Here is a 23,253-nt window from a genome sequence, read left to right as displayed (position 1 = left end):
CTAATCGCGTTAACCTTGTCTAAACCTTTCCGACTTCAGCGCTGTAGCCGCAGGCCGACCATGATGATGTTGGCCGTATAATCGCTTCCGGGCTGGTTCGAGTCCAGCCGCTGATGCGTGAACGAGCCCTTGACCACGACGGAGCGCGTCAGGCTGTATTCCACCTGGAGACCGCCCTGATAGGTGGTCTGGATCAGATTGACGCCCTCGTAGCGCGAGTTCGTGACGCTGCCCAAGGCGGTCAGCGTCACATTGCGCATCAGCGCATGCGCCACTTCAAGATTGACGGCGTGGGTGAGGGCGCCGGGCGAGAGGGGCATGGTGGTCTCGTCCATCGTGGTCGTCCCGCGCAGGCTCACCCGGGTCAGGGGCGTCACCGTCCAGAGCAGGGACGAATCGAGCAGCGGGCCGCGCAGCGGGATGAGCAGGGGATCGCGGTAATAATTGCGCTGGCCATAGCCGACGCTGATCACGCCGGTGAGCAAGCGGGTGATCTCGAACGACGTGCCGGCCCGAACCTGGACGCCGTTGGAATCCCGCCAATAGGCGCCGTCGTGGAGGCGCGTGTCGACATTCGCCTCGATGAAGGGTTTGACGCCCGGGTTCAGCTCGTAGGAGGCGCGCCCGCTCACGCCATAGGCGTTGTAGGAATAGGCGGACAGGTTCTGCGTGTAGCCGTCGGTGAAATGGGCGTCCTGCCAGTAGTCCCGCTCGGCGGAGCCGCGCAGGGTGAGGTCGAGCCGGTTGAAGGTTTTGGTGAAGCCCAAACCTCCGCTGAAAATGGCGACGATCGGGCGGTTCGAGAGCTGGCCGGCATTGATGATGTTCGGCGAGCTCGCGCCTTGCGTGCCCAGGCTGTAGGCGCCGTCCACATTGATCTTCAGGTCGCGGGCGGCGTCGAGGCGCAGCAGGAAATCGCCCACGCCGTCCGGCGCATCGGAGGGATGCGCGTTGAAATAGTCGTAATAGCCGAGGCGCATCTTGCCGGTGAAGCTGTGGGCGCCCCAATCGGATTCCGCTGCGGCGCCGATCTCCTGGCGGGTGAAGGCCGAAGGGGTGACGTTCCCGCTTTGCGAGCCGCCCGGGTTGTTGTTGAAGCCGATATCGCTTTCGTAATACGGCCTGACCCGCAGCAGGCCGACATCGATCCCGATCGGCGCATAGGGCCGCTCCTCGACCCTGGGGCGGGGCTTGCTCGGAATCGGCGGCGGCGCCGCCGTGGTCGGCGAGGGGGCGATGTAATCGGCGTCGCCGGGAACCGGGACGTGGTTCAGCCTCGCCGCCCGCCGCGCCTCGGCGGAGGTCGCATAGGGGACGAGCGGCGGCAGAGCCGGCATTCTCTTTGGCGGTCTTTGGCCGGGTCTCCGGGGCGCCGGCCTGTCCTCGTCGTCGGCGCCGCTGCGCAAATCCATCGCGTCGGTTCCGGGAAGCTCGCCGGCGCCGCCTTCGGGCGGCGCGCCCGCTGCGTCCAGGGACGCCGATCCGTCGTCGCCGAGCCTGAGCGAATCGTCCATCGGCGCCGGCGCGGGCGGCCCGGGCTTCGACAGGCGATCGATCTGCTGCGCGCCGGCGGTCCAGATCGGCGCGAACGCAAGCAGCGCCGTCAGCGACAGCGCGGCCCGGCGAACGCCTCGACGCGGAAAACTCGACACCTGAACCTCGCTAGAGCGGCGCGCGATCACGCCAGCTCTAGCGTTAGGCATTTATGGTTAACAAAGGCATAGCGCTCAAGCTTGTGGCGCGGGCGCCGGGCGGGTGAGCCAATCCGGCATTTCCGTTTTTTCCGCGGGACCAGCGGCCTCGGGCTTTTCGCATGGCCCATCGGACGGCTGGTCCGCGTAGCGCAGAACGGTTTCGTCCTGGCTCCACGGCGCGGGAGCGGTCTGGGCGTTTGCGCTCAGGGCCTGCTCCAGCATGAGGCGCCAGCTTTCCGGCTGAAGCGCGTTCTTGCCGCGATGGCCGCCGATATAGACGCGTTCCTCGGCCCGTGTCATGGCGACATAGAGCAGTCGCCGGTATTCCTGCAATCCCGCTTCCTTCTTGTCCGCCCGCAGGGCCCCGACCCGCGCGCAGTCCAGCTCCTTTCGCGGCGACCATGCCGGCAGCGGGCCGGCTGGCGTCTCGAACAGGAAGATCGGGAAATCCAGGCGGGTGGTCGGCGTCGCGCAGACGTCGGGCAGGAAGACGATCCGGCTTTCAAGCCCCTTGGCCGCGTGGATGGTCATGACGCGGACCTGGCCGGCGCCGGTGTCGAGATCGCGCTTGATCGTTCCCTCCGACGATTCCACCTCGGCGACGAAAGTGCGCAGGTTCGGCGTCGTCTTGCCCTCATGCTGGAGGGCGAGGTTCAAGAATTCGTCGAGGACGTCGCCGGCTTCCGGACCGAGACGGGCCAGGATTTTTTCGCGCGCTCTCATCGGCCCCAAAAGTCTGGCGAAGAAATCGAAGGGGGGGAGCTCGCGCGCCATGCGGCCGAGCAGGTCGAGTTTTGCGCAGGCGGCCTGATGTTCGGGGCGCTCGGACGTTTGCAGCGCCCGGATGAGCGCGCCTTCGCGGTTCGGCGCCAGAGCGATCAGGTCCTCGTCGCCGAGGCCGAACACCGGGCTTTTCAAAACCGTCGCGAGCGTAAGGTCATCCTCGGGCAACAAGGCGAAGCGCGCGATCGCCAGCAGGTCCATGACGGCGATATGCTCGGCGAGCGCCAGCCGATCGGAACCGGCGGTCGGCACGCCCTTTTCCTTCAAGGCGCGGATCATCGCCTCGAAAAATGCGTCGCGGCGGCGCACCAGGATCATGATGTCGTCGGGCCTTATGGCGCGACGGTTTTGACCCGTTCCGATCGGTTCGCCGTCGCGCAGCCAGCCGGCGATGACGCCGGCGATGCGCCGGGCGGAGGCGACTGCCGGATCGGTCTCGTCGCGATAGTCCAGCGGCAGGCGCCAGTCGCGGCTGGGTTCGCTCTCTAAGGCCGCGATCACGTCCCAGAGTTCGACGATCGACGGCTGCTCGCGTTTCCAGGCCTCGTGCACGGTTTTGACGTGCTCCTGCCCGCCGTAAAGGCCCCGGCTGCGCTCGGGCGAAGAAAAAATCTCATCGACCGCGGCCAGAACGCCGGGCGCCGAGCGGAAGGACAGGTGCAGTTCGACGGATTCGAATTGCTGGTCCGCCTCGCGAATTTTTTGCGCGAACATGCGCCGCTTCGTCGAAAACAGCTCGGGCTGCGCGCCCTGGAAAGAAAAGATGGATTGCTTTTCGTCGCCGACGACGAACAGGGTGCGGACGTGCTTGGCTTGGCCTTCGCCGGCGAAAAAATCCGCCGAAATGCGCTCGACGATCTCCCATTGCGACGCCGATGTGTCCTGGGCCTCGTCGAGCAGAATGTGGTCGATGCCGCCGTCGAGTTTTTTGAGGAGCCAGGCCGCCGAGGATCGGGTCAACAGCGTCGAGGTGCGTTCGATCATGTCGTCGAAGTCGATGCATTGGCGCATCGACTTGTCGCGCTCGTAGCGATCCGCGACGGCGTTGACGACCACAGCCAGGGCGAGGGTTCGCTCGCACACGCGCGCGGCGGCCAATCTGTCCCACAGCAGCATCAGGCGGCTTTGCTCGGCCTCCAGCGCCGCCAGCATGTCGGGCCGAGCGGTCGCGAGCGCCTTGGTCAGCAGTTTTGCTGGTCCGCCATCGCTTTTCAAATAGATCGACGCCAGCGACTGGCTGGCCGCCTCAAGCTTTTCTGCGCGCCAATGCTGGTGCGCCGCGCGAAAGGCGGAGGCGTTTTTTTGATCCGTGGCTGAGCCGGTGGCCAAAAAATCGGCCACTTTCGGCCAGTCCTCCGGGGGCAGGTCTCCTGCGCCTATGGCGCGCAGGACCGTTTCGACCGTGTCATGCGCGCCGGCGCCCAGCGCCGTGCGGAGGCGTTGTTGGGCGTCTTCTTGATTCAGTTCGCGGAAGGCGGCGCGCTTTTCCAGGGCGCTGCCGATGGTCTTCTCAAAATCGACGCCGCCGTCGCGGGCGACGATTTCGAGCGCAGAGCGAAGCGCAGCATCTTCGGCGGCCGCAGCCAAGACATCGGCGCGGGCGCGGTCGAGCAGTTCGCTCTTTTGCTGGTCTTCCAGCACCGAAAAATTCGCGGGAACGTTGGCCTCGAACGGGGCGATGTGCAGCAGCCGCTCACAAAACGCATGGATTGTCAGGGTTTTGAGGCCGCCGGGCGTCTCAAGCGCGCGGGCGAAAAGCTTGCGTGCGGCCGCAAGACCCGCCGGCTCGGGGCGCTTTTCTCCGGTCGCCGCGATGGCGTCGCCGAGTTCGGCATCCGAAAAGGTCGCCCAATTCGCCAGCGTGCGGAACACGCGCTCCGACATATTGGTCGCCGCCGCCTTGGTAAAAGTCAGGCACAGGATGCGGTCGGGGCGGGCGCCCTGGAGCAGCAGGCGGATGACGCGCTGGGCCAGGACATGGGTTTTGCCCGAGCCGGCATTGGCGGCGACCCAGGCCGATTTTTGCGGGTCCGAGGCGCGCGTTTGATCGTACCGCGTCTTTTCCGGAATCGGCGGCTTCATGCGTCGTCCGCTTCATTGGCGCCGACGATGGACCATTCCCGCGTGCGCGCCAGATGATCGTAATCGTTGTAGCGCGAGGCGAATTGCGGGAAGGGGCGGGCGGGATAGCCGCGCCTGGGATCGCGAAAATCGTTGAGCAGTTTTTGCAGTTCGCTGAAATGCTCTTCCGCGAGCTCCTCAAAGGTCAGTTTCTCGCGGGCGCGCGGGCCCGGTTTGATTTCGCTGACCGCGCTTTTTGGCGCGCCGCCGAGCGGAATGTAAAAACCTGAGGTCACCGGGCCGGGTTTGATGCGCCTAAAACCGCCGCGCGCGATCATCGCGGCTTCCAGGGTCAGTTGCGGCGAAAAGCCGGCGCTGATCTGCGCAAAACTCGGGACTGCGCCGGTCTTGAAATCGCAAACGGCCATGTTTCCGTCGACCGAAAATTCGATGCGGTCCGCCCGGCAGGTCAGCAGGAATTCCGAGCCGTCGCGCAATGGGATCGAGAGCGCGCCGCCTTCCTCGATGAACAGTTTTTTCAGCGCCGGACGGCGCTCGGCCTCGTAGGCGAGATAGAGGTCAATTCCGTTTTGCAGGCGCGGCCAGCGAAACGTCTGGAACTCCGGATCATTGGCGAGGGCGCCGAGCTGGCGTTTCAGGAGGTCCAGGAGTTTTTCGCGCGCGTCTTCCGGCAGGGGGCCGTGCGGGTGGGCGCGGCAAAATTCTTCCAGAACGGCGTGGACGGCGACGCCGATCTCGCGCGCGCCGGTTTCCTCATCCAGCGGCGGCAGCGGCTCCAACTGCAGGATGTGCTGGGCGTAGATGGAAAAGGGGTCGCGGCGCAGCGTCTCGATCTTGGTGACCGAGAGGGTTTTGGGTCTCAGCTCCATCGGCGGCTTCGGGTCCGGCCGTTTCAACGGGGCGACGGGCGCGGATTGGTCGAGGCGGCGGGCGAAATCGAGCCAACGCGCGCCGCGCACGCGCAGGTCGTCAAAAATCTCGGCGCCGGCCAGCGCCTCCATGCGTTGCAGGAAGCGCGAGGGAATGGTGGGGACGCCGCCGCGTTTCCGGGCGCGGGTGATGATCACCTCTTGCGTCCCGAGCGCTTGGCAGAAATCGTGGGCCGTCTGTCCGATCCTGCGGTCGATGGAGGAGAGGCCGAGCTTTTCGCGCATCGGGCGGCTCAACAGGGAGCTGCTCGGCGCCTCCGGCGGCCAGACGGTTTCGTCGAGCCCCGCCAGAACGACGCGCGTCGCGCCGAACAGCCGCGCCTCCAAAAGTCCCAGAATTTTGAGACGCGGATGGCCGCTCTCGGCGCCGCGCAACACGCGCTCTCCGACCAGGGCGTCGAAGAAGGTCGTGTAGGCCTCGAGATCGAAGACGTAACGCGCGCTCGCCGCGCCGGACAGGTCGTCGAAAAGGGCGGCGAGGGCCTCGCCATCCTCGCCGGGGGCAAGAATGTCCGAGCCGGTCGTGAGGACAATCGCCTGGCGATGCGCCTCGAGCCAGCGGCTCAGCGGGAAGCGGCCGGTCAGGGATTGAAGCGGCGCCAGGGCGGCGTCGAGGCGGTCGGCAAAATCTTCCAGTTGGAGCCATTGCTCCTCCGAAATCGCCTTTTGTCGGGGATGCGCGTCGCGCCTTTGCGCCGCCTCGCGGGCGCGGTCCACTTCCGGGCGCCAGCGCCCCGTGACGCGCGCGCCTGACCGCAGCACGCCGATCTCGAACAGACGCGCAAGGTCCGGCGCTTGCGATTCCAGGCCGAATGTCGCCAGCGGGTGGCTGAGCAAGGCGGCCCAGGACGTTGCGTCCAACAGTTTGAGGAGGAGGCTCGCCAAAGTCCCGGCCTGCGTCAGGCCGAGGGAGACGCCGCCGGTGTCGTCGATCTCGACGTCCCAGCGCAGCATTTCCGCGCGCACGCGTCTCGCCAGCGCGCGATCCGGCGTCACCAAGGCGGTGATTCGCGTCTCGTCCTCAAGCGCCTCGCGCAGGCAAACGGCGATGGCGAGCGCTTCCTCGCGTTCGTTGGCGGCTTCGATGACGCAAACGCCGTCCAGCGCGGCGCGGAGGTCAGCCGGGTGTTGCAGGGCGCGCCAATGCCGCCAAAGGTCCGTGCTCTCGGCGGGCCGAAAGCTTTCGGAGATGAATTCCTCGCGCTTCGCCAGTTTTGCGGCAGCGGTTCCGAGCGGGACGACGTCGTCCCGATCAATGCCGATGCCGGCGATCAGCCGCGCCAAAAAGGCTTGGGGGTGGGTCGGCTTCGACACTACGGCGTCGCGCAAGGCGGCGAAGGAGCGGGCGTCCAGATGGGTGTCGAGTCCGGGGAGCACGACGGCGCCGCGCTTGGCGCGGGCAATCGCCGCGAGCAATTGCGCCGTGCTGATGTTGGAGCCCGTCGAGCCCAGAGCGATCACCGGATGGTCCGCATTCGAAACTGTTTCGACCGCGCGCTTGATCGACTCTTTTTGGCGGGTCGCGGGATCGACGAGGCCGCGCTCGCGCTGGATCGCCGGCCAGGCTTCGACGGCGATGTCGAGGAAGTGCAGGGTGAGGCGCCAGTATTCGTCGAAATCGAGGTTGAGGGCGTCGAGGTTTTTCCAGGCGACGTCCTCGATGATCATTTCGTCGATCAGGCGCGCAAGTTCGCCGGACAGGCGCCAGGCGTCGACCGGGTGCGTTCCCACCAGCAGCGGCTCGGGGGCGTGGCGGATGGAGCCGTCGCGGTCGATGGAGACGATGGCTTGCTTGAGGTGCGCCGACCACGCCAAGATCAGTTCGCCGAGAATCATGCGGCGTTCGAGTTCGCCCGCCGCGCGGGGCGCCGGCGCGTCGAAAAAATCGTCGGGGAGCGCGGAGCCGTCGTCCTCCAGGGCGCCGAGCGGCAGGATCGCGGGCAGCAGGCGGCCGCCGCGGTTCTGCCGCTTCAGCTCCAGGGCCAGAGCCTGCGCAGCGCGCTGTGTGGGCACAAAAATTCGGCATCGCGCCAAATCGCTGGGGGACGATCGGCTCAGCCCGGGGATCACGCGGCCTTCATAAAAGGCTGCCACAAATGTTTCGAGGAACGGGCAGCCCGGAGCTATGTTGAAAACGCGGGGGGGCACGTCTTGGCCTCCGATCGCGATGCGAAGGCCGCATCAGCGCGTTCGATCATATCGGGCGTTCCGACATGCAGCCAGCGCCCCTGCAGGACCAGACCGTGAAGTTTTCCGCGGGCGGCGGCGTCGAAGAAGAACGGGGCCAAGCGCAACGGCTCGACCGCCCGGTTCGCGAACAGCGCGGATTTGATCACGCCCACGCCGGCATAGGTGTAGGGCGCCTCCTCGCCCGGCGCGGGACGGGACAGCGCGCCGGACGCGTCCATGAAGAAATCGCCGCGGCCTTCGACGCCAAGGCTTTCGGAGCTTTTGGCGAGGAGCAGCAGCACGTCCATCTTGTCGCCATCCCAGTGGTCGCGCAGCCGCGTGACCTCGGGGGCAGGCGAATCGATCCACAGCGCGTCCGTATTGCAGATGAAGAACGGCTTGCCCGCGAAATCAGGCAAAACCTTTATGATTCCGCCGGCCTGGTCGAGCAACAGCGCCCGCTCGTCCGAGATCTTTATCGCGGGCGACCGGCGCTTTTTCAGCGCGGCCTCGATCTGGTCCGCGAGCCAATGCACGTTGACGATGGTCTCGTTCACCCCGGCTTCGGCCAGACGGTCGAGCATGTGATCAAGCATGGTCTTGCCGCCGACCTGAATCAGCGGTTTGGGCAGGGTCAGGGTCAGCGGGCGCATGCGCGTGCCGAGACCGGCGGCGAACACAAAGGCCTTTTCGGGACGGGAGGTCATGTCAAACCTCCGATACGAGTTTGGGCAGATTCTGGTCGAACCAGTCCTTGAGCTCGCGCAGCGCGGGGTGCCTCAAATTCTTGTTGAGATAGCCGATCACGCGCGGCAAATGCTTCAGATAGGCCGGTTTGTTGTCGCGGCGGTCGAGGCGCGCGAAAATGCCGATGATCTTGCTCGCCCTTTGCGCGCCCATCACCGCATAGGAGGCGGCGAAAGCCGCCATGTCGAAGTCCGGGAACACGCGCTTGCGCGCCAGCGCATAGCCGCCGAGCAGTTTCAATTCAAGTTCGTCTGAAACATTTACGCGCGCGTCCTGCGCCAAGGAGACAACGTCGTAGGCGGCGGGGCCGAGCACGCAATCCTGGAAATCCAGCAGGCCGACGCGACGCAAGCCCGGCCGGTTCTCCAGCCAGAGCAGGTTGGGCGAATGGTAGTCGCGCAGGCACCAGGTTTTCTTCTCCGCCAGCGCAGGCGCCAGCGCCGCGCGCCAGGCGTTTTCCAGTTTGGCCCGCGCGCCGGAAGCGAAGGACACCCCGGCGATGTGCGGCGCGTACCAGTCGAGGAGCAGTTCGGTTTCGGTCAGCAGCGCGTCGAGGTCATAGGTGGGAATGGCGTATTGCCCCTCGCCGAGCGGCAGGGTGTCCGGCAGATCGCGGTTGTGGAGAAAGGCTAGGACGTTGACGGCTTCGAGATAGCGGTCCGCAATGGGGCCGGCGTCGTTGACGACCGCGTCGCTGCCGAAATTTTCGAGCACGGCGAAACCATGCTCGAGATCGACGGCGTGGATCGCCGGCGCCGAGAGGCCAAGGGTCCGCAATCCCTCATCGATCGCGACGAAGGGGCCGATGTTTTCCGCCAGATGCACCAGCGCGCTGTAGGATTTACCGTTCTTGATGACGGGGCCGTCGGGGCGCGGCGGCGAAATCATCAGGATCGCGGTTTCGCCATTGGGACGGCGCAGCAGGTCATAGGCGCGGCTCGACGCGTCGCCCTGCAGGCGCGTGCGTTCCGCGTGTCGCCAGCCCGAGCGCTCCAGAACCGCCTTGGCGCCGCGCGTCTGGGCGAGACGCGCCGCCATCGCCCCGTGGCCGCGGATGTCGGCGCGCCGGAAGGCGGGGCCGCGGCTGGCGTCGGTGGCGAGCGCAATGTCGAGACGGTCCGCCGCCAATTCGCCTCCCGCGCGCTCCGCCCATTCGACAATGACCAGCGCGCCCTCCGAGGCTTCGTTCCAGCCGAGCTCCACCAGTTCCCCGGGGTCGCGCACGCGGTAGAGGTCGGCGTGGACGACGGGGAAACGCGGGGTGTCGTAGACCTGCATCAAGGTGAAAGTGGGACTGGGAGTCTCCAGTTCGGGATCGTCCGCAAGCCGGCGCAGCAGCGCCCGGGCGAAAGTCGTCTTGCCCGCGCCGAGATCGCCGGAGAGGGTGACGAGATCGCCGGCCCGCAAAAATTCGGCGATGTCGTCGGCGAGCGCGCGGGTCGCGGCTTCATCCGCCAATTCAATACGCCAAACCCGATCCATCATGCCTGCGCCTCTGCCTTGACGTTCGTTTCAGGGCATCCGGGTTCACGGACGCCCTTCGTAGGGAAAATACAGGTCACGACCGTCCCTTCTCCTGGAGCCGAAACGATCAGGACCCGGCCGCCATGCAATTCCACAAAGGCGCGCACGATGGACAGTCCGAGGCCGACGCCGCGATGGCGCGAATTCAGCGTGTGGCTTTCGAAGCGATTGAAGACCTTGTCGAGGATTTCGGGCGGGATGCCGCGCCCGCTGTCCGAGACCTTGAACACCAGATCCTCGGCGCGGCGGAACGCCGCCAGCGTCACGGTCTGGCCGGGCTCGGAAAAGCCGATGGCGTTGGACAGCAGGTTGAACAGGATCTGGCGCACGCGCTTTCCGTCGGCGCGGAACGTCCCGATGTCGCTCGGGATCACCAGGGACAGCTCGACCTGCGATTCGAGCAGGCGATCCTGCACGCCCTCGGCGGCTTCGCGAATGGTCTTGGCGATGTCGACGTCCTCGATGCGCAATTCCATGGAATCGCGGTCGATGGTCGCGAGGTCGAGAATGTCGTTGATGATCGCCAGCAGCGCCGCCGAGGATTTGAGCACATAGTCCGTGTATTCGCGCTGCTTCTCGTTCAGCGGACCGACCGAGGAATCGCCGAGCAGCTGGATGAAGCCGATGATATTGGTCAGCGGCGAGCGCAACTCGTAGGACACGTGGTGGACGAAATCGTCGCGCAGCCGTTCGGCGGCGACCAGCGCCTGGTTGCGTTCGGTGAGGGCGCGCTCGACATTCACGCCGTCGGTGACGTCGATGAAGGTGAGCAGCGTGCCGCCGTCGGGCAGGGGCGCGGCGGCGCAATCGACGATGGAGCCGTCGGCGCGCGGCATCCGCCGGCCAAAGCCCATCCGCGCGGCGTGAAGCCCGGTGACGATGGAGCGCAGATCGCTCCAGGCCGCGTCATCCGGTCCGAGCGCGCGACAGCCTTCCGCGATCACGTCGATATGCGGCTTTTCGCTCAACTGGCTGAGCGGCAGGCGCCACATGCGCCCGAACGCCGGATTATAAAGTTTCAGCCGGCCGTCCGCTCCGAACACGGCCACGCCTTCCTGGAGCGCGTCCAGGGTTTCGGTCTGCACCCGGGCGAGGGCGTTGTACTGGGATTCCAGCGTGAACCGCTCGGTCACGTCGTCGAACAGATAGGTCAGGCCGCCCTGGGGATTGGGGTCGAAGCCGACGCGGATCGTGCGTCCGTCCGGCAGATGCCAGGTCTGCGGCGCCGGGTCGAGGCTGTGATAGAGCGCGTGCAGGCTGTTGCGCCAGCTGCGGAAATCCGGTTGTTCCGGCAGCCGCCGCGCCGCGCGCAGACGCTCGAGGATTTCGGAATCGCTGGGCTTCTGGTCGAGGAAACTCTGGTCGAGACTCCACAATTGCCGGTAGGCGGCATTGGCGAACACCAGGGTCTTGCTGCGGTCGAAAATGGCGACGGCGGTGGCGATCTGGTCGAGCGTGCGGATGTGGGAGTCCATTTGCCGCGCGTGATCGGCGCGCAGCGCTTCCAGTTCCGAGAGGTCGTGGGCGATGCCGCCGGCGTCCGCGTCGAAGACCTCCATGAGCTTGCGCTCGCCGGCGACCACGATGTTCCTGCGGGCGCGAAAAACCTCGCCGGAGGCGCGGGCGCGCGCCGAGTGTTCGCGCGACTGGCTGTCGAGGAGCTCGACGTTTCGCGCAAGGACATCCTGCCGGTCCCTGGCTTCGACGGCGCGGACATAGGCCTCGTTGACCCAGGCGATCGCGCCGTCGGCGCTTCGGGTCCAGACCGGCTGCGGGGAGGCGTCGAGCAGCGCGTGCACGGCTTCGAGCTGGCCGGATTGCTCCGCATGGACGGCGCGCAGGCGCATCAGCTCCAGGCGGTCGCCGGACACGTCGCGGACGCGCAAGACCGCGCGGCTGCCGATCGCCCGGCCCTCGGCTTCGAGATGGCGCCCGTTGTTGCTGACGAGATCGAGCCTGAAACCCTGGCCGCGTTCGCGCAGGCGCGCGACATGAGCTTCCATGACGCTCGCCTGGTCGGGGGAGAGCCAGGTGTTGAAGCCCAGAATGCGGCGCGGCAGCGGCGCTTCGAGCGCCAGCCCGATGTCGCCCTCGATCTCGGGATCGTTGGACGGTCCGCCCCAGACGATGACGAATTGCGTGTCCGAGGCGCTGAAGGAGCGGGCGCGGTCGGCCTGCTGGCGCAGGGCTTCGACCTCGGCCTCCAGCTCCAGCTCGCGTTTGCGCCAGGCTTGCCGGCCCGTGAGATGGAAGAGGATGGTGATGGCGGAGAAAATCACCAGGCCGACGCCGGCGGTGATGCGGATCACGCCATGCGCCTCCTCCGCTTGCGCGAAATTCAGCAGGGACTCCGCCCGCGCGGTCGAGCAGGGGAGGAGGGCGGCGATTCCAAGCGCCTGCGCGAGTGCGCCTTTCAGCGGAGCCGGACGTCTTTTCCGCTTCGACATGGACCCTGAGTCTTTCCAACGAGCAAATCGCAGGGTCCCGCCCCTGACGAATCAATCCAATTTACTGCGTTCGGGCGCCATGAAAAAGCCTCCGCGCTGCAACGCGGAGGCCAAGTTTCGTTTCGTATCGCCGTCTGCGACGATCAGTAGCGGTAATGCTCGGGCTTGAACGGACCTTCGACCGGCACCGACAGGTAGTCGGACTGGGCCTGGGTCATTTCGGTGAGCTTCACGCCGATCTTTTCGAGATGCAGCTTGGCGACCTTTTCGTCGAGGCGCTTGGGCAGGGTGTAGACCTGCCGGTTGTACTGGCCCTGCTTGGTGTAGAGCTCGATCTGCGCCAGCGTCTGGTTGGTGAAGCTCGCCGACATGACAAAGGACGGATGGCCCGTCGCATTGCCAAGGTTCACGAGACGGCCTTCGGACAGCAGGATGATGCGCTTGCCGTCGGGGAACTCGATCTCGTCCACCTGCGGCTTCACATTGTGCCAGGTGTAATTGCGCAGGCCGGCGACCTGGATTTCGGAATCGAAATGGCCGATGTTGCAGACGATGGCGCGGTCCTTCATGGCGCGCATGTGGTCGACGGTGATCACGTCCACATTGCCGGTCGAGGTGACGAAAATGTCGGCGCGCGGCGCGGCGTCTTCCATGGTGGTGACTTCATAGCCTTCCATGGCGGCCTGGAGCGCGCAGATCGGGTCGATTTCCGACACGAGCACGCGGCAGCCGGCGTTGCGCAGCGAAGCGGCCGAACCCTTGCCCACGTCGCCGAAGCCGGCGACCATGGCGACCTTGCCGGCCATCATCACGTCGGTGCCGCGACGGATGCCGTCGACGAGCGATTCACGGCAGCCGTAGAGATTGTCGAACTTCGACTTGGTGACGGAATCGTTGACGTTTATCGCCGGCCACAGCAGGCGGCCTTCCTTGTGCATGATGTAGAGACGATGCACGCCCGTGGTGGTCTCTTCGGTCACGCCCTTGATCGCGGCGGCGTTGCGGCCATAGAAGCCCGGATTGCCCTTGAGGCGCTTCTTGATGGCGGCGTAGAGAACTTCTTCTTCCTCATTGGACGCGGTGTCGAGGAAGGCGACGTCGCCCTGCTCGGCGCGCAGGCCGAGGTGGATCAGCAGCGTGGCGTCGCCGCCGTCGTCGAGGATCATGTTGGGCTGGCCGCCGTCGGCCCATTCAAAGATCTTGTGGGTGTATTCCCAATATTCCTCGAGGCTCTCGCCCTTGATGGCGAAGACCGGCGTGCCCTTCGCCGCAATGGCGGCGGCGGCGTGGTCCTGGGTCGAATAGATGTTGCAGGAGGCCCAGCGCACGTCCGCGCCCAAAGCCTGCAGCGTCTCGATCAGCACGGCGGTCTGGATCGTCATGTGCAGCGAGCCGGCGATGCGGGCGCCCTTGAGCGGCTGGCTCGGGCCATATTCCGCGCGCGTGGCCATCAGGCCTGGCATTTCGGTCTCGGCGATCGCGATCTCCTTGCGGCCCCAATCGGCAAGGGCGATGTCGCGAACAACGTAATCGTGGGTCGGGTGGGTCATGAAAACAATCCTCCGGGCTGTTGCACGCCTATAGCAGCGGGGAGGGGGATTGGCAATAAAGATATAAAGAACTGTTTATGTGGTGAACGAGAGCTTGGCGCGGATTGATTCCGCGGCGCGCATGGTCCAGGTGCTCGCTGGCACTTTCAAGGGACGACCGGAATGAGCGCGCACGAGACCCCGCCACATCTCTTTTCCATTCGTGTCTATTATGAGGACACCGATTTTTCCGGCATCGTCTATCACGCCAACTATCTGCGCTTCATCGAGCGCGCGCGGACCGAAATGCTGCGCGACGCCGATCTCCACCAGCGCGAAATCCATGCGGGGGAGCAGGTTTTTTTCGTCGTGGCGCGCATGGCCATCGAATTCCTGCGCCCGGCGCGGATGGACGATTTGCTGTCGGTCGAGACGCGGGTGCTCAGGCTCACCGCCGCGACGCTGGAGCTCGACCAGCGCGTGAAGAAGGGGGAAGAAACCCTGTTCACGGCCAAGGTCCTGATCGCCGCTGTCTCAGGCGGGCGCGCCTGCCGCATCCCCCGCGAGGTCCGGGAGAGGCTGTCGCCGCAAGCGTGAACCAGGCGGCTAAAATCGACAATTTAACCAAACATTAACCGTCCCGGCCGCTTTACTGGGGCGTCGAGCGCGCCTTTTCGCGCGCACAGCCGCAGAAATGACGGATTTCCCCTGCATGTGCAGCGCAGCACAAGCGCCGCGGGAAGGATGAGGATCGCCCTGATGAATGAAGTCGTCGCAGCCGGGAGCGAAACATCGGTTTTCGCCATGTTCCTCAACGCCTCGATCGTTGTGAAATTGGTGATGATCGGTCTTCTGTCCGCCTCGGTCTGGTGCTGGGCGATCATCATCAACAAGACCATCCTGATCCGGCGCGCCCGCGCCGCCATGGAGGAATTCGAGGCGGTGTTCTGGTCCGGCAATTCGCTGGAAGACCTGTATCAATCGCTGACCGCCCATCCGACCATGGCCACCGCTTCGCTGTTCGTCGCCGCCATGCGCGAGTGGAAGCGCTCGTTCCAGACCGCCGCCGCCTCCTTCGTCGGGCTGCAGACGCGCATCGAAAAGGTTCTGGATGTCTCCATCGCGCGCGAGGTCGAAAAGCTCGAGGCGAACCTGCTGGTGCTGGCGACGGTCGCCTCCGCCGGCCCCTTTGTCGGCCTGTTCGGCACGGTCTGGGGCATCATGACCTCGTTCCGCTCGATCGCGGCGTCCAAGAACACCTCACTGGCGGTGGTGGCGCCGGGCATCGCCGAGGCCTTGTTCGCCACGGCCATCGGCCTGTTCGCCGCCATTCCCGCGCTGATCGCCTATAACAAGCTGTCCGGCGACGTCGCCAAGACCCAGGCCAAAATGGAGGCCTTCGCCGACGAATTCTCCGCCATCCTGTCGCGCCAGATCGACCAGCACGCGTCGCGCAACGCCTGAGGAGTTTTTTCGACTATGGGCATGTCCGTCTCATCCGGGGGCGCGCGCAAGCGGCGCGGCGTGCCGCGCTATCGCGCCATGGCCGACATCAACATGACGCCGTTCATCGACGTTATGCTGGTGCTGCTCATCATCTTCATGGTGGCGGCGCCGCTGCTGTCGTCGGGCGTGCCCATCGACCTGCCCTCCACACGGGCGGGCGAACTGAACATCGAAAAGAAGCCGGTCGCCGTCGCCATCAACGACAATGGCGAAATCTTTCTGATGGACCAGAAGATCGAAATCTCCCAGCTGGTCGAGGCCGTGAAGGCCCAGGCCAAGGATGGCGTGGACGAGCGCGTCTATGTGCGCGCGGCCAAGGCCGTGCCTTACGGCAAGGTGGCGGAGGTCATGTCCGATCTGACCGCGGCGGGCTTCAAGAAGGTCGCGCTCGTGACGCAGCAGGAGAAGAAATAGGTTTTGCGGGTGATGCGGCGGTGAAGATTTCGCGCTCCGAACCGGGCCTGTTGGTGTCTGCGGCCGTCCATCTGGGCGTGCTGGCGTTTCTGCTCATCCATTTCACCAGCGAACACAAGTTCGAGGACGCTCACGAAGCCGTTCCGGTCGAAACCATCACCGACGCGCAATTCAGCCAGATCATGAAGGGCGAGAAGGTCAAGGAGATCGCGCCCAAGCCGCGCGTGGACCGCGTCGCGCAGGCGGACGACCAGAAGCCGACGCCGCCCACCCCCAAAGCGCAGAAGGAGGTTGCGCCTCCGCCTCCGCCGCTCAAGCGCCAGCCCGAACCCGCCGAAGAGCCGCCTCCGCCGCCGCCGGTCCGCCCGGTCGAGCCGAAGCCGGAGGTGAAACCGACGCCCAAGCCTCCGCCGAAGCCTGAGAAGGTCGAGGAGAAAGAGGAGGAGGACGAGAAGGACGACGCCGAGCCGGTGAAGCCGCCGCCGCGGCCCAAGCCGCCGGAAAAGAAGGTCGAGACCAAGCCGGAGCCGCAGCCGCCGCAACCGCCCAAGCCGCCCAAACCGGAAAAGCCGACGCCCAAGCCGCCGAAGCTCGACGAGGTCGCCAAGCTTTTGTCGTCGTCGTCATCTGCGTCTTCGTCGAAGGATGCGAAACCGACGGATAAACCGAGCGACAAGCCGCCGAAGCCGAAATCCGGCGAGGAAAGCAACGCGCGCCCTTCGCCCAATCTGGCGGACGTTTCAAAACTGCTCAGCCGTGAGGCGGCGCAATCGCGCGGCTCGGCCGGGCGCGAGGTCAGCCACGCCCCGGCGGCCGGCGCGCCCAACGCCAATGCCGCGAAAATGTCGCCGTCCATGGCCGACGCGCTCGATGGCTATTTGCGCGAGCGCTACAAGCAGTGCTGGAACTATGTCGCCTTTTCGGAGGCGCCGCGCTACGTGCCCAAGGTGCGTGTCGCCTTCCGCGCAGATGGATCGCTGGCGGCGGCGCCGGTCCTGATCAATCCGCCGTCAGACCCCACCGCGCGCGCCTTGGCCGAAAGCGCCCTGCGCGCGGTGAGGTCCTGCAATCCCATGAAGATTCCCCCGCAATTCGCGCCCTATTTCGAGCAGTGGAAGGATTCCACCGTCGCCTTCAACCCGCAGGACTGATTGCGGACAACCTGATCCCATTAGACGCAGGACGACAGAAATGACCTTTGCTCCGACCCGCCGCCACGCCGCCGCCTTGCTCGGCGGATTGGCGGCTCTTCCCTTGCTGCGCGGCGCCGGTTTCGCCGAACGCTACATCGACGTGCGCGGCGGCGGCGACTTCAAGCCGGTCAATGTCGCGGTGGCCCCGTTCGGCGGCGACAGCGGCGCCGCGATGAGCACGATCATCGTCAACAATTTCAAGCGCTCGGTCTTTCTCAATCCGGTCGAGGCCGGCGATCTCGGCGGCAATCCGGACGCCGCGCCGAACCTTGCCGCCGCGCGGGCCGTGAACGCGCAATTCGTGGTCACAGGGCGGTCGGGGCGCGGCGAGGGGCGGATGAAAACCGAATTCCGGCTCTGGGACGTCGGCTCGGGCGCCCAGGCCGCGGGACAGCAATATGTCACCGACCCCAACAACGCCCGCCGCGTCGCCCATATTGTCTCCGATGCGATTTTTTCGAAGATCACCGGCGAGAAGGGCTTTTTCGACACCCGCGTCGCCTTCGTCGACGAGAGCGGCCCGCGCGAAAACCGCCGCAAGCGCCTGACGATCATGGACCTCGACGGCGCCAACCTGCGCCATCTCACCCGCGGCGACGATCTGGTGGTGACGCCGCGTTTCTCGCCCAATTCGCAGGAACTCACCTATATGGCGTTCGGCGCCGAGGACCCGCGCGTCTTCCTGCTCAACATTGATACGGGCCAGCGCGAGGTCGTCGGCAATTTTCCGGGCATGACCTTTTCGCCGCGTTTCTCGCCCGACGGCCAGCGCGTGGTGATGTCGCTGTCGCAGGCCGGCGCCGCCAACCTCTATTCCATGGACCTGCGCACCCGCGCCACCACGCGCCTGACCGATTCCGGCGCCATCGACACATCGCCGTCCTATTCGCCGGATGGATCGAAGATCACCTTCGAATCCGACCGCGGCGGCACCCAGCAGATCTACGTCATGGGCGCGGGCGGGGGCGGGGCCAACCGCATCTCCTTTGGCCAGGGCCGTTATTCCACGCCGGTCTGGTCGCCCAAGGGCGATTACATCGCCTTCACCCGCCAGGGCAGCGGCGGCTTCGCCATCGGCGTGATGAAGCCCGACGGGTCCGGAGAGCGCATCCTCACCGAAGGTTTTCATAACGAAGGCCCGAGCTGGGCGCCCAATGGCCTGTTCGTCATGTTCTTCCGCAATGGCGGCGGCGGCCCGAAACTGTTCATGGTCGATATTTTTGGCCGCGGCGAATTCCCGGTGCCGACGCCGGGCTTTGCCTCCGATCCCTCGTGGAGCCCGCTTTTGGGCTGACGACACAAAAGGCGAAGCTTTCGCCCCATTCTGGCCAGAAACGTCCTGTTAACCATGAGCCCAAACGCCACAAAAGCGCCGGATTTCGTAACCCCTTATCAAGGTTACGAAAACCTTCGCTTAATGTTTCGCAGGCTACCACTGGCGGAAAGCTTGATCCGCCAGCCAAAGGAGCGCCGGATGAATATTTCCATGCATCGACTAAAACTCGCCGGGGTCATCGCCGTGGCCGTGGCCCTGGGCGCCTGCTCGAAGAATCCGACCGATCTCGACGGACTCAACGGCTCCGGGACCAGCGGCTCGCGGCTTGGCGGCGTCGGCGGCGCCGGCTCGGCGACTCCCGGCTCGACCCAGGATTTCGTCGTCAATGTCGGCGACCGCATCTTCTTCGACAGCGATTCCTCGGAGATCAACGGCGCCGGGCAGGCGACGCTCGACAAGCAGGCGCGCTGGCTGAACCAGTACGGCAGCTATGCCTTCACCATCGAGGGCCATGCGGACGAGCGCGGCACCCGCGAATATAATTTCGCGCTGGGCGCCCGCCGCGCTGAATCGACCAAGAACTATCTCGTTTCGCGCGGCGTCTCCGCCTCGCGCATCAAGACGATCTCCTATGGCAAGGAGCGTCCGGTGGCCGTTTGCGACGACATCTCCTGCTGGTCGCAGAACCGCCGCGCCGTGACCGTGCTCAAGCCGGGGTCCTGACGCGGTTTTTCCGGGCATGCCGAAATTCGACGCTCCGGCGTCGAATTTTCGTTTGGTGTTGGCGCGCATTCGCCACTTTTGCCGCCTATCGCGGCGCTCCTGGTGTAGAATGCGCCGACTCACAGCGCTTCCGAGGGTATGATGAACCTGACTCAAAACGCGTATTTTCGCGCTATTGGAGTGGCGTGCGCGATTTTTATCGCGGGAGGCGCCGCCGAGGTTCGCGCGCAGAGATTTGATCGGCCGCCGGCCGATGTGGATGACCGCGGTCCTGGCGAGGACCCCAGCGCATCGTTGCGCGTCGACCGCCTGGAATCGCAGGTGCGGACCCTGAATGGCCAGGTCGAGCAATTGCAGTACCAGGTCAAGCGCATGGAAGACATGCTGCGCAAGTTCCAGTTGGACGTTGACCAGCGTTTTCAGGAGCAGGGCGGGGCGCGTCAGCCGCAGCGGCGCTCCGAACTGCCCGACCAGCCTGCCTCGCCGCAAGCTCAGGTTCAGCCGCCGGCCGTTCCTTCGCCGGGCGAGGGGCGGCGGCGCGACGCCTTCGATCCCGCCGCCCAGGCCGCGGCGCCGGGCGCGCCCAGGGAGCTGGGATCGCCGAATTCCGCCAGCAAGCCGCTGCGCGCGGACGCCGATCCGCTGGCGCCGCTCGACATCAGCCCGCGGAGCGCGCGCAACGAAGGGAATGCGACGCCGGTGGCTGTGGCGCCGCCCGCTGCGACGCCGTCAGCTGATCCGGTGAAGACGGATTTCGAGGCCGCCGCCGACTTGCTGAAGGCGCAGCGCTATGACGCGGCGCAGCAGGCGTTTGCCTCCTTCCTGCAAAAGCATCCGGGCACCCGCTACAATGCGCCCGCGATCTATCATTATGGCGAGAGCTATTATTTCCAGAATCGCCACCGCGAAGCGGCCGAGCAATTCTTGAAGATCGCCACGGATTATTCGAAGAGCAGCGTCGCGCCCGGCGCGATGGTCAAGTTGGGCGTGTCCCTGAACGCGCTGGGCGCCAAGGAGCAGGCCTGCGCCTTTTTCGCCGAACTGCCGCGCAAATATCCCAATGCGTCTGCTTCGGAAAAGCAGGCGGCCGCGCGTGAGGCGAAAAAGACCGCTTGTTGAGCGACGAGTCGGCGCGCCGGCTGCGCGAGGCGCTGGCGTCGCATGCGGTCGTTTTGCTCGCCGTTTCCGGCGGACCCGATTCCATGGCGCTGCTGCATCTGGCGGCGGAATGGCGCGACGCCGATCCGAACGCGCCGGTTTTTCATGCCGCGACTGTCGATCATGGGCTGAGACCCGAGGCGGCGAGCGAGGCCGCCACGGTCGCGGAATGGTCTCAGGCCCTGGGCGTAATCCACAAAACCCTGGTTTGGAAGGGCGAAAAGCCGGTCACCGGCCTTCAGGCGCGCGCCCGCGACGCGCGCTACGCTTTGCTCGCCGCTCATATGCGGGACATCGGGGCGACGGCGCTCGTCACGGCGCATCACGCCGACGACCAATGGGAAACAATGATGATCCGGCTGGCGCGGGGCAGCGGCGTCGCCGGGCTCGCGGGCATGTCCCGAGATCAGCCGTTTCCGGGCGGGCGGCTGGTCCGTCCGCTGCTGAACCTGCCGAAAGCGGTTTTGGTGGAGCATTGCTGCGCGCGCGGCCAGAAATTTTTTGACGATCCCTCCAATGCCGACCCGCGCTTTGCGCGTTCGCAATGGCGCGCACTCGCCGCGCCCCTGCATCGTCTCGGCTTGACGTGCGAGCGCGCCGCAAAATTGTCCGAGCGGGCGGAAAAATCCGACCGCGCCCTGGAATGGGCGGCGGCGCGTTTTTTGGAAGACGCCCAAATTCCGACCGAAAGCGATGTCTATGATTTTTCCCAGGCGCGGGATGCGCCGGTGGCGATCATCGAATATTTTCTGCAATTGGCGTTAACCAGGATGTCTGGCGCTCCGGCGTCTCGGCTGGAGCGCGTCGAACGTCTGGCCGCCCGCCTGAAAACCGCGCTCCGCACGGAAACCGAGCTTTCCGCGACCTTAGGGGGTTGCGCCGTCAGTTTGACCCGTGACAGGCGTCTGAAATTCGCATTGGAGCCTCCGCGCAAGCGGGGCCGTTGAAATTCTTGCCCGCTTCCTTCACTTGGCAAGTGGAACCTGCGCAACTACATTCAAGTTTCGATACGACCGGCGCGCTTCATCGGTCGGAAAGGCTACGCAAGGAAGAGATGAATCCAAATTTCCGCAATTTCGCCCTTTGGGTGATCATCGTTCTGCTGGTTGTGGCCCTGGTGGTGCTGTTCCAGAAGCCCAGCGAGCGCGTCCCCGCCCAGGAAATCAACTACAGCCAGCTTCTGACCGACGCGGACCAGGGTCGGATCAAGGACGTCACCATTTCCGGCTCGGAAATCACCGGGCATTACACGGATGGCAAGTCCTTCTCGATTTACGCGCCCAACGACCCGAACCTTGTTCAGACCCTGAACAAGAAGGGGGTTCAGATTACGGCGCGCCCGCCCTCCGACGGCAACAACTGGCTGGTGACCCTGCTGGTCAACGGTCTGCCGTTGATCGCCTTTATCGGCATGTGGATTTTCCTCTCCCGGCAGATGCAGGGGGCGGGCGGCAAGGCTATGGGCTTTGGCAAGTCAAAAGCCAAGCTTTTGACTGAGGCCCACGGGCGCGTCACCTTTGAAGACGTCGCCGGCGTCGACGAGGCCAAGGAAGATCTTGAAGAGATCGTGGAATTCCTGCGCGATCCGCAGAAATTCCAGCGTCTCGGCGGCCGCATCCCGCGCGGCGTGCTGCTGGTCGGCCCGCCCGGCACCGGCAAGACCCTTTTGGCGCGCGCCATTGCAGGTGAAGCCAATGTGCCGTTCTTCACCATCTCGGGTTCGGACTTCGTCGAAATGTTCGTCGGCGTCGGCGCCAGCCGCGTCCGCGACATGTTCGAACAGGCCAAAAAGAACGCGCCCTGCATCATCTTCATCGACGAAATCGACGCGGTCGGCCGTCATCGCGGCGCGGGCCTCGGCGGCGGCAATGACGAGCGCGAGCAGACGCTGAACCAGCTTCTGGTTGAGATGGACGGCTTTGAGGCCAATGAGGGCATCATCCTTATCGCCGCGACCAACCGTCCGGACGTTCTCGATCCCGCTTTGCTGCGTCCGGGCCGTTTCGACCGCCAGATCGTGGTGCCCAACCCCGATGTCATCGGCCGCGAGAAAATCCTGCGCGTCCATGCGCGCAAAGTGCCGCTGTCGCCGGATGTCGATCTCAAGGTGGTGGCGCGCGGCACGCCCGGCTTCTCCGGCGCGGACCTGATGAACCTCGTCAACGAGGCGGCGCTTCTGGCGGCGCGGCGCGGCAAGCGCGTCGTCACCCGCGAGGAGTTCGAAGACTCCAAGGACAAGATCATGATGGGCGCCGAGCGCCGCACCATGGTCATGACCGAACAGGAAAAGCTGCTCACCGCCTATCACGAGGGCGGCCACGCCATCGTCGCGCTGAATGTGCCGGCCACCGATCCGGTGCACAAGGCGACGATCATCCCGCGCGGTCGCGCTTTGGGCATGGTCATGCAGCTGCCCGAGCGCGACAAGCTGTCGATGAGCTTCGAGCAGATGACCTCGCGCCTCGCCGTGCTCATGGGCGGCCGCGTCTCCGAAGAAATCATCTTCGGCAAGGACAAGGTCACCTCCGGCGCGCAAAGCGATATCGAGCAGGCCACCAAACTGGCGCGCGCCATGGTCACGCGCTGGGGCTTTTCGGACGAGCTCGGCACCGTGATGTATGGCGAGAACCAGGAAGAAGTCTTTTTGGGCTATTCCATGGGGCGCCAGCAGAATATTTCGGAGTCGACCTCGCAAAAGATCGACAGCGAAGTGCGTCGTCTGGTCGAGGCCGGACAGGCCGAGGCGCGCCGGATCATCACCGAAAAGCGCGACGATCTCGAAAACCTGGCGAGAGGGTTGCTCGAATACGAAACGCTCTCCGGCGATGAAATCCGCAACCTGCTGGAGGGCATTCCTCCGGTGCGCGAAACGAACGACGACCCGCCGCCCCCGCGCCGCTCCGCCGTTCCCGCGGCGGGCAAGAGCAGCTGGGGCGCGCCTGACGCCGACCCGGGCCTCGCGCCCGCGCCGCAATCCTGATCTGGTGGTTCGACGGGCGGCTTTCCGCCCGTCGACGTTTTGGCCGGTTTGAACATTGATGAATTGTGGAGAATGCTGTCGTTGCGCGATAGGTTCGCC

General features: G+C 65.3%; 16 protein-coding genes. 9 read left to right on the top strand and 7 right to left on the bottom strand.

Features of this window, described 5'->3' with window-relative positions; translation table 11 throughout:
* Positions 1 to 35: 35 nt before the first annotated feature.
* The 7 genes from M2320_RS00800 to ahcY form a co-directional block, all read right to left on the bottom strand.
* Positions 36 to 1,682, bottom strand: a complete 1,647-nt coding sequence (locus M2320_RS00800; RefSeq protein WP_264595664.1) for an outer membrane beta-barrel protein — start codon at positions 1,680 to 1,682, stop codon at positions 36 to 38.
* A gap of 45 nt (positions 1,683 to 1,727) precedes the next feature.
* Entirely contained in the window at positions 1,728 to 4,559 is a 2,832-nt protein-coding gene (gene addA / locus M2320_RS00795; protein WP_264595663.1) for a double-strand break repair helicase AddA, read from the bottom strand.
* The gene (gene addB, locus M2320_RS00790; protein WP_264595662.1) at positions 4,556 to 7,582 is read right to left on the bottom strand and encodes a double-strand break repair protein AddB; all 3,027 of its coding nucleotides are present in this window, start codon (positions 7,580 to 7,582) and stop codon (positions 4,556 to 4,558) included. Before addB ends, addA begins: the two co-directional genes overlap by 4 nt.
* 29 nt (positions 7,583 to 7,611) lie before the next feature.
* Positions 7,612 to 8,364: a nucleotidyltransferase family protein gene (locus M2320_RS00785; RefSeq protein WP_264595661.1), complete on the bottom strand. Its 753-nt coding sequence runs from the start codon at positions 8,362 to 8,364 to the stop codon at positions 7,612 to 7,614.
* A gap of 1 nt (position 8,365) precedes the next feature.
* Positions 8,366 to 9,889: a tRNA (adenosine(37)-N6)-threonylcarbamoyltransferase complex ATPase subunit type 1 TsaE gene (gene tsaE / locus M2320_RS00780; RefSeq protein WP_264595660.1), complete on the bottom strand. Its 1,524-nt coding sequence runs from the start codon at positions 9,887 to 9,889 to the stop codon at positions 8,366 to 8,368.
* A complete protein-coding gene (locus tag M2320_RS00775) occupies positions 9,886 to 12,375 on the bottom strand; it encodes a sensor histidine kinase (protein WP_264595659.1) in 2,490 nt (829 codons plus the stop codon). Before M2320_RS00775 ends, tsaE begins: the two co-directional genes overlap by 4 nt.
* A gap of 143 nt (positions 12,376 to 12,518) precedes the next feature.
* Positions 12,519 to 13,925, bottom strand: coding sequence for an adenosylhomocysteinase (ahcY, locus tag M2320_RS00770; RefSeq protein ID WP_184426100.1), 1,407 nt, complete (start codon positions 13,923 to 13,925; stop codon positions 12,519 to 12,521).
* A gap of 162 nt (positions 13,926 to 14,087) precedes the next feature.
* Between ahcY and ybgC the strand changes: the two genes are divergently transcribed.
* From ybgC to ftsH, 9 genes are all read left to right on the top strand, one after another.
* Entirely contained in the window at positions 14,088 to 14,501 is a 414-nt protein-coding gene (ybgC, locus tag M2320_RS00765; protein ID WP_264595658.1) for a tol-pal system-associated acyl-CoA thioesterase, read from the top strand.
* A gap of 162 nt (positions 14,502 to 14,663) precedes the next feature.
* The gene (gene tolQ, locus M2320_RS00760) at positions 14,664 to 15,368 is read left to right on the top strand and encodes a protein TolQ (protein ID WP_184426096.1); all 705 of its coding nucleotides are present in this window, start codon (positions 14,664 to 14,666) and stop codon (positions 15,366 to 15,368) included.
* Positions 15,369 to 15,383: 15 nt separating this feature from the next.
* Positions 15,384 to 15,824, top strand: a complete 441-nt coding sequence (gene tolR, locus M2320_RS00755; RefSeq protein WP_184426094.1) for a protein TolR — start codon at positions 15,384 to 15,386, stop codon at positions 15,822 to 15,824.
* 20 nt (positions 15,825 to 15,844) lie between these two features.
* Positions 15,845 to 16,975 (top strand): cell envelope biogenesis protein TolA, encoded by a 1,131-nt coding sequence (locus tag M2320_RS00750; RefSeq protein WP_264595657.1) that lies wholly within the window; start codon positions 15,845 to 15,847, stop codon positions 16,973 to 16,975.
* Between the two features lie 40 nt (positions 16,976 to 17,015).
* A complete protein-coding gene (tolB, locus tag M2320_RS00745; RefSeq protein ID WP_264595656.1) occupies positions 17,016 to 18,311 on the top strand; it encodes a Tol-Pal system beta propeller repeat protein TolB in 1,296 nt (431 codons plus the stop codon).
* A gap of 180 nt (positions 18,312 to 18,491) precedes the next feature.
* The gene (gene pal, locus M2320_RS00740; protein WP_264595655.1) at positions 18,492 to 19,016 is read left to right on the top strand and encodes a peptidoglycan-associated lipoprotein Pal; all 525 of its coding nucleotides are present in this window, start codon (positions 18,492 to 18,494) and stop codon (positions 19,014 to 19,016) included.
* A 321-nt stretch (positions 19,017 to 19,337) separates the two neighbouring features.
* On the top strand, positions 19,338 to 20,135 hold the full coding sequence (gene ybgF / locus M2320_RS00735; RefSeq protein WP_342395046.1) for a tol-pal system protein YbgF: 798 nt from the start codon (positions 19,338 to 19,340) through the stop codon (positions 20,133 to 20,135).
* Positions 20,132 to 21,121 carry a tRNA lysidine(34) synthetase TilS gene (tilS, locus tag M2320_RS00730; RefSeq protein WP_264595653.1) on the top strand — a complete coding sequence of 330 codons (990 nt, stop codon included), beginning with the start codon at positions 20,132 to 20,134 and terminating at the stop codon, positions 21,119 to 21,121. Before ybgF ends, tilS begins: the two co-directional genes overlap by 4 nt.
* A 107-nt stretch (positions 21,122 to 21,228) precedes the next feature.
* Positions 21,229 to 23,154 carry an ATP-dependent zinc metalloprotease FtsH gene (gene ftsH / locus M2320_RS00725; RefSeq protein WP_184426082.1) on the top strand — a complete coding sequence of 642 codons (1,926 nt, stop codon included), beginning with the start codon at positions 21,229 to 21,231 and terminating at the stop codon, positions 23,152 to 23,154.
* The last annotated feature ends 99 nt before the right edge of the window (positions 23,155 to 23,253 follow it).

The sequence above is a fragment of the Rhodoblastus acidophilus genome (assembly GCF_025961575.1).
Taxonomy (GTDB): domain Bacteria; phylum Pseudomonadota; class Alphaproteobacteria; order Rhizobiales; family Beijerinckiaceae; genus Rhodoblastus; species Rhodoblastus acidophilus_C.
This window is presented reverse-complemented; position numbering and strand designations above follow the sequence as displayed.

What these genes read in the sequence shown, in the direction of transcription:
- ftsH (WP_184426082.1), top strand. Translation starts at nt 21,229, where the DNA reads ATGAATCCAAATTTCCGCAATTTCGCCCTTTGGGTGATCATCGTTCTG.
- tolB (WP_264595656.1), top strand. Translation starts at nt 17,016, where the DNA reads ATGACCTTTGCTCCGACCCGCCGCCACGCCGCCGCCTTGCTCGGCGGA.
- ahcY (WP_184426100.1), bottom strand. Translation starts at nt 13,925, where the DNA reads ATGACCCACCCGACCCACGATTACGTTGTTCGCGACATCGCCCTTGCC.
- pal (WP_264595655.1), top strand. Translation starts at nt 18,492, where the DNA reads ATGAATATTTCCATGCATCGACTAAAACTCGCCGGGGTCATCGCCGTG.
- M2320_RS00775 (WP_264595659.1), bottom strand. Translation starts at nt 12,375, where the DNA reads ATGTCGAAGCGGAAAAGACGTCCGGCTCCGCTGAAAGGCGCACTCGCG.
- tolQ (WP_184426096.1), top strand. Translation starts at nt 14,664, where the DNA reads ATGAATGAAGTCGTCGCAGCCGGGAGCGAAACATCGGTTTTCGCCATG.
- addA (WP_264595663.1), bottom strand. Translation starts at nt 4,559, where the DNA reads ATGAAGCCGCCGATTCCGGAAAAGACGCGGTACGATCAAACGCGCGCC.
- tolR (WP_184426094.1), top strand. Translation starts at nt 15,384, where the DNA reads ATGGGCATGTCCGTCTCATCCGGGGGCGCGCGCAAGCGGCGCGGCGTG.
- M2320_RS00785 (WP_264595661.1), bottom strand. Translation starts at nt 8,364, where the DNA reads ATGACCTCCCGTCCCGAAAAGGCCTTTGTGTTCGCCGCCGGTCTCGGC.
- ybgC (WP_264595658.1), top strand. Translation starts at nt 14,088, where the DNA reads ATGAGCGCGCACGAGACCCCGCCACATCTCTTTTCCATTCGTGTCTAT.
- tsaE (WP_264595660.1), bottom strand. Translation starts at nt 9,889, where the DNA reads ATGATGGATCGGGTTTGGCGTATTGAATTGGCGGATGAAGCCGCGACC.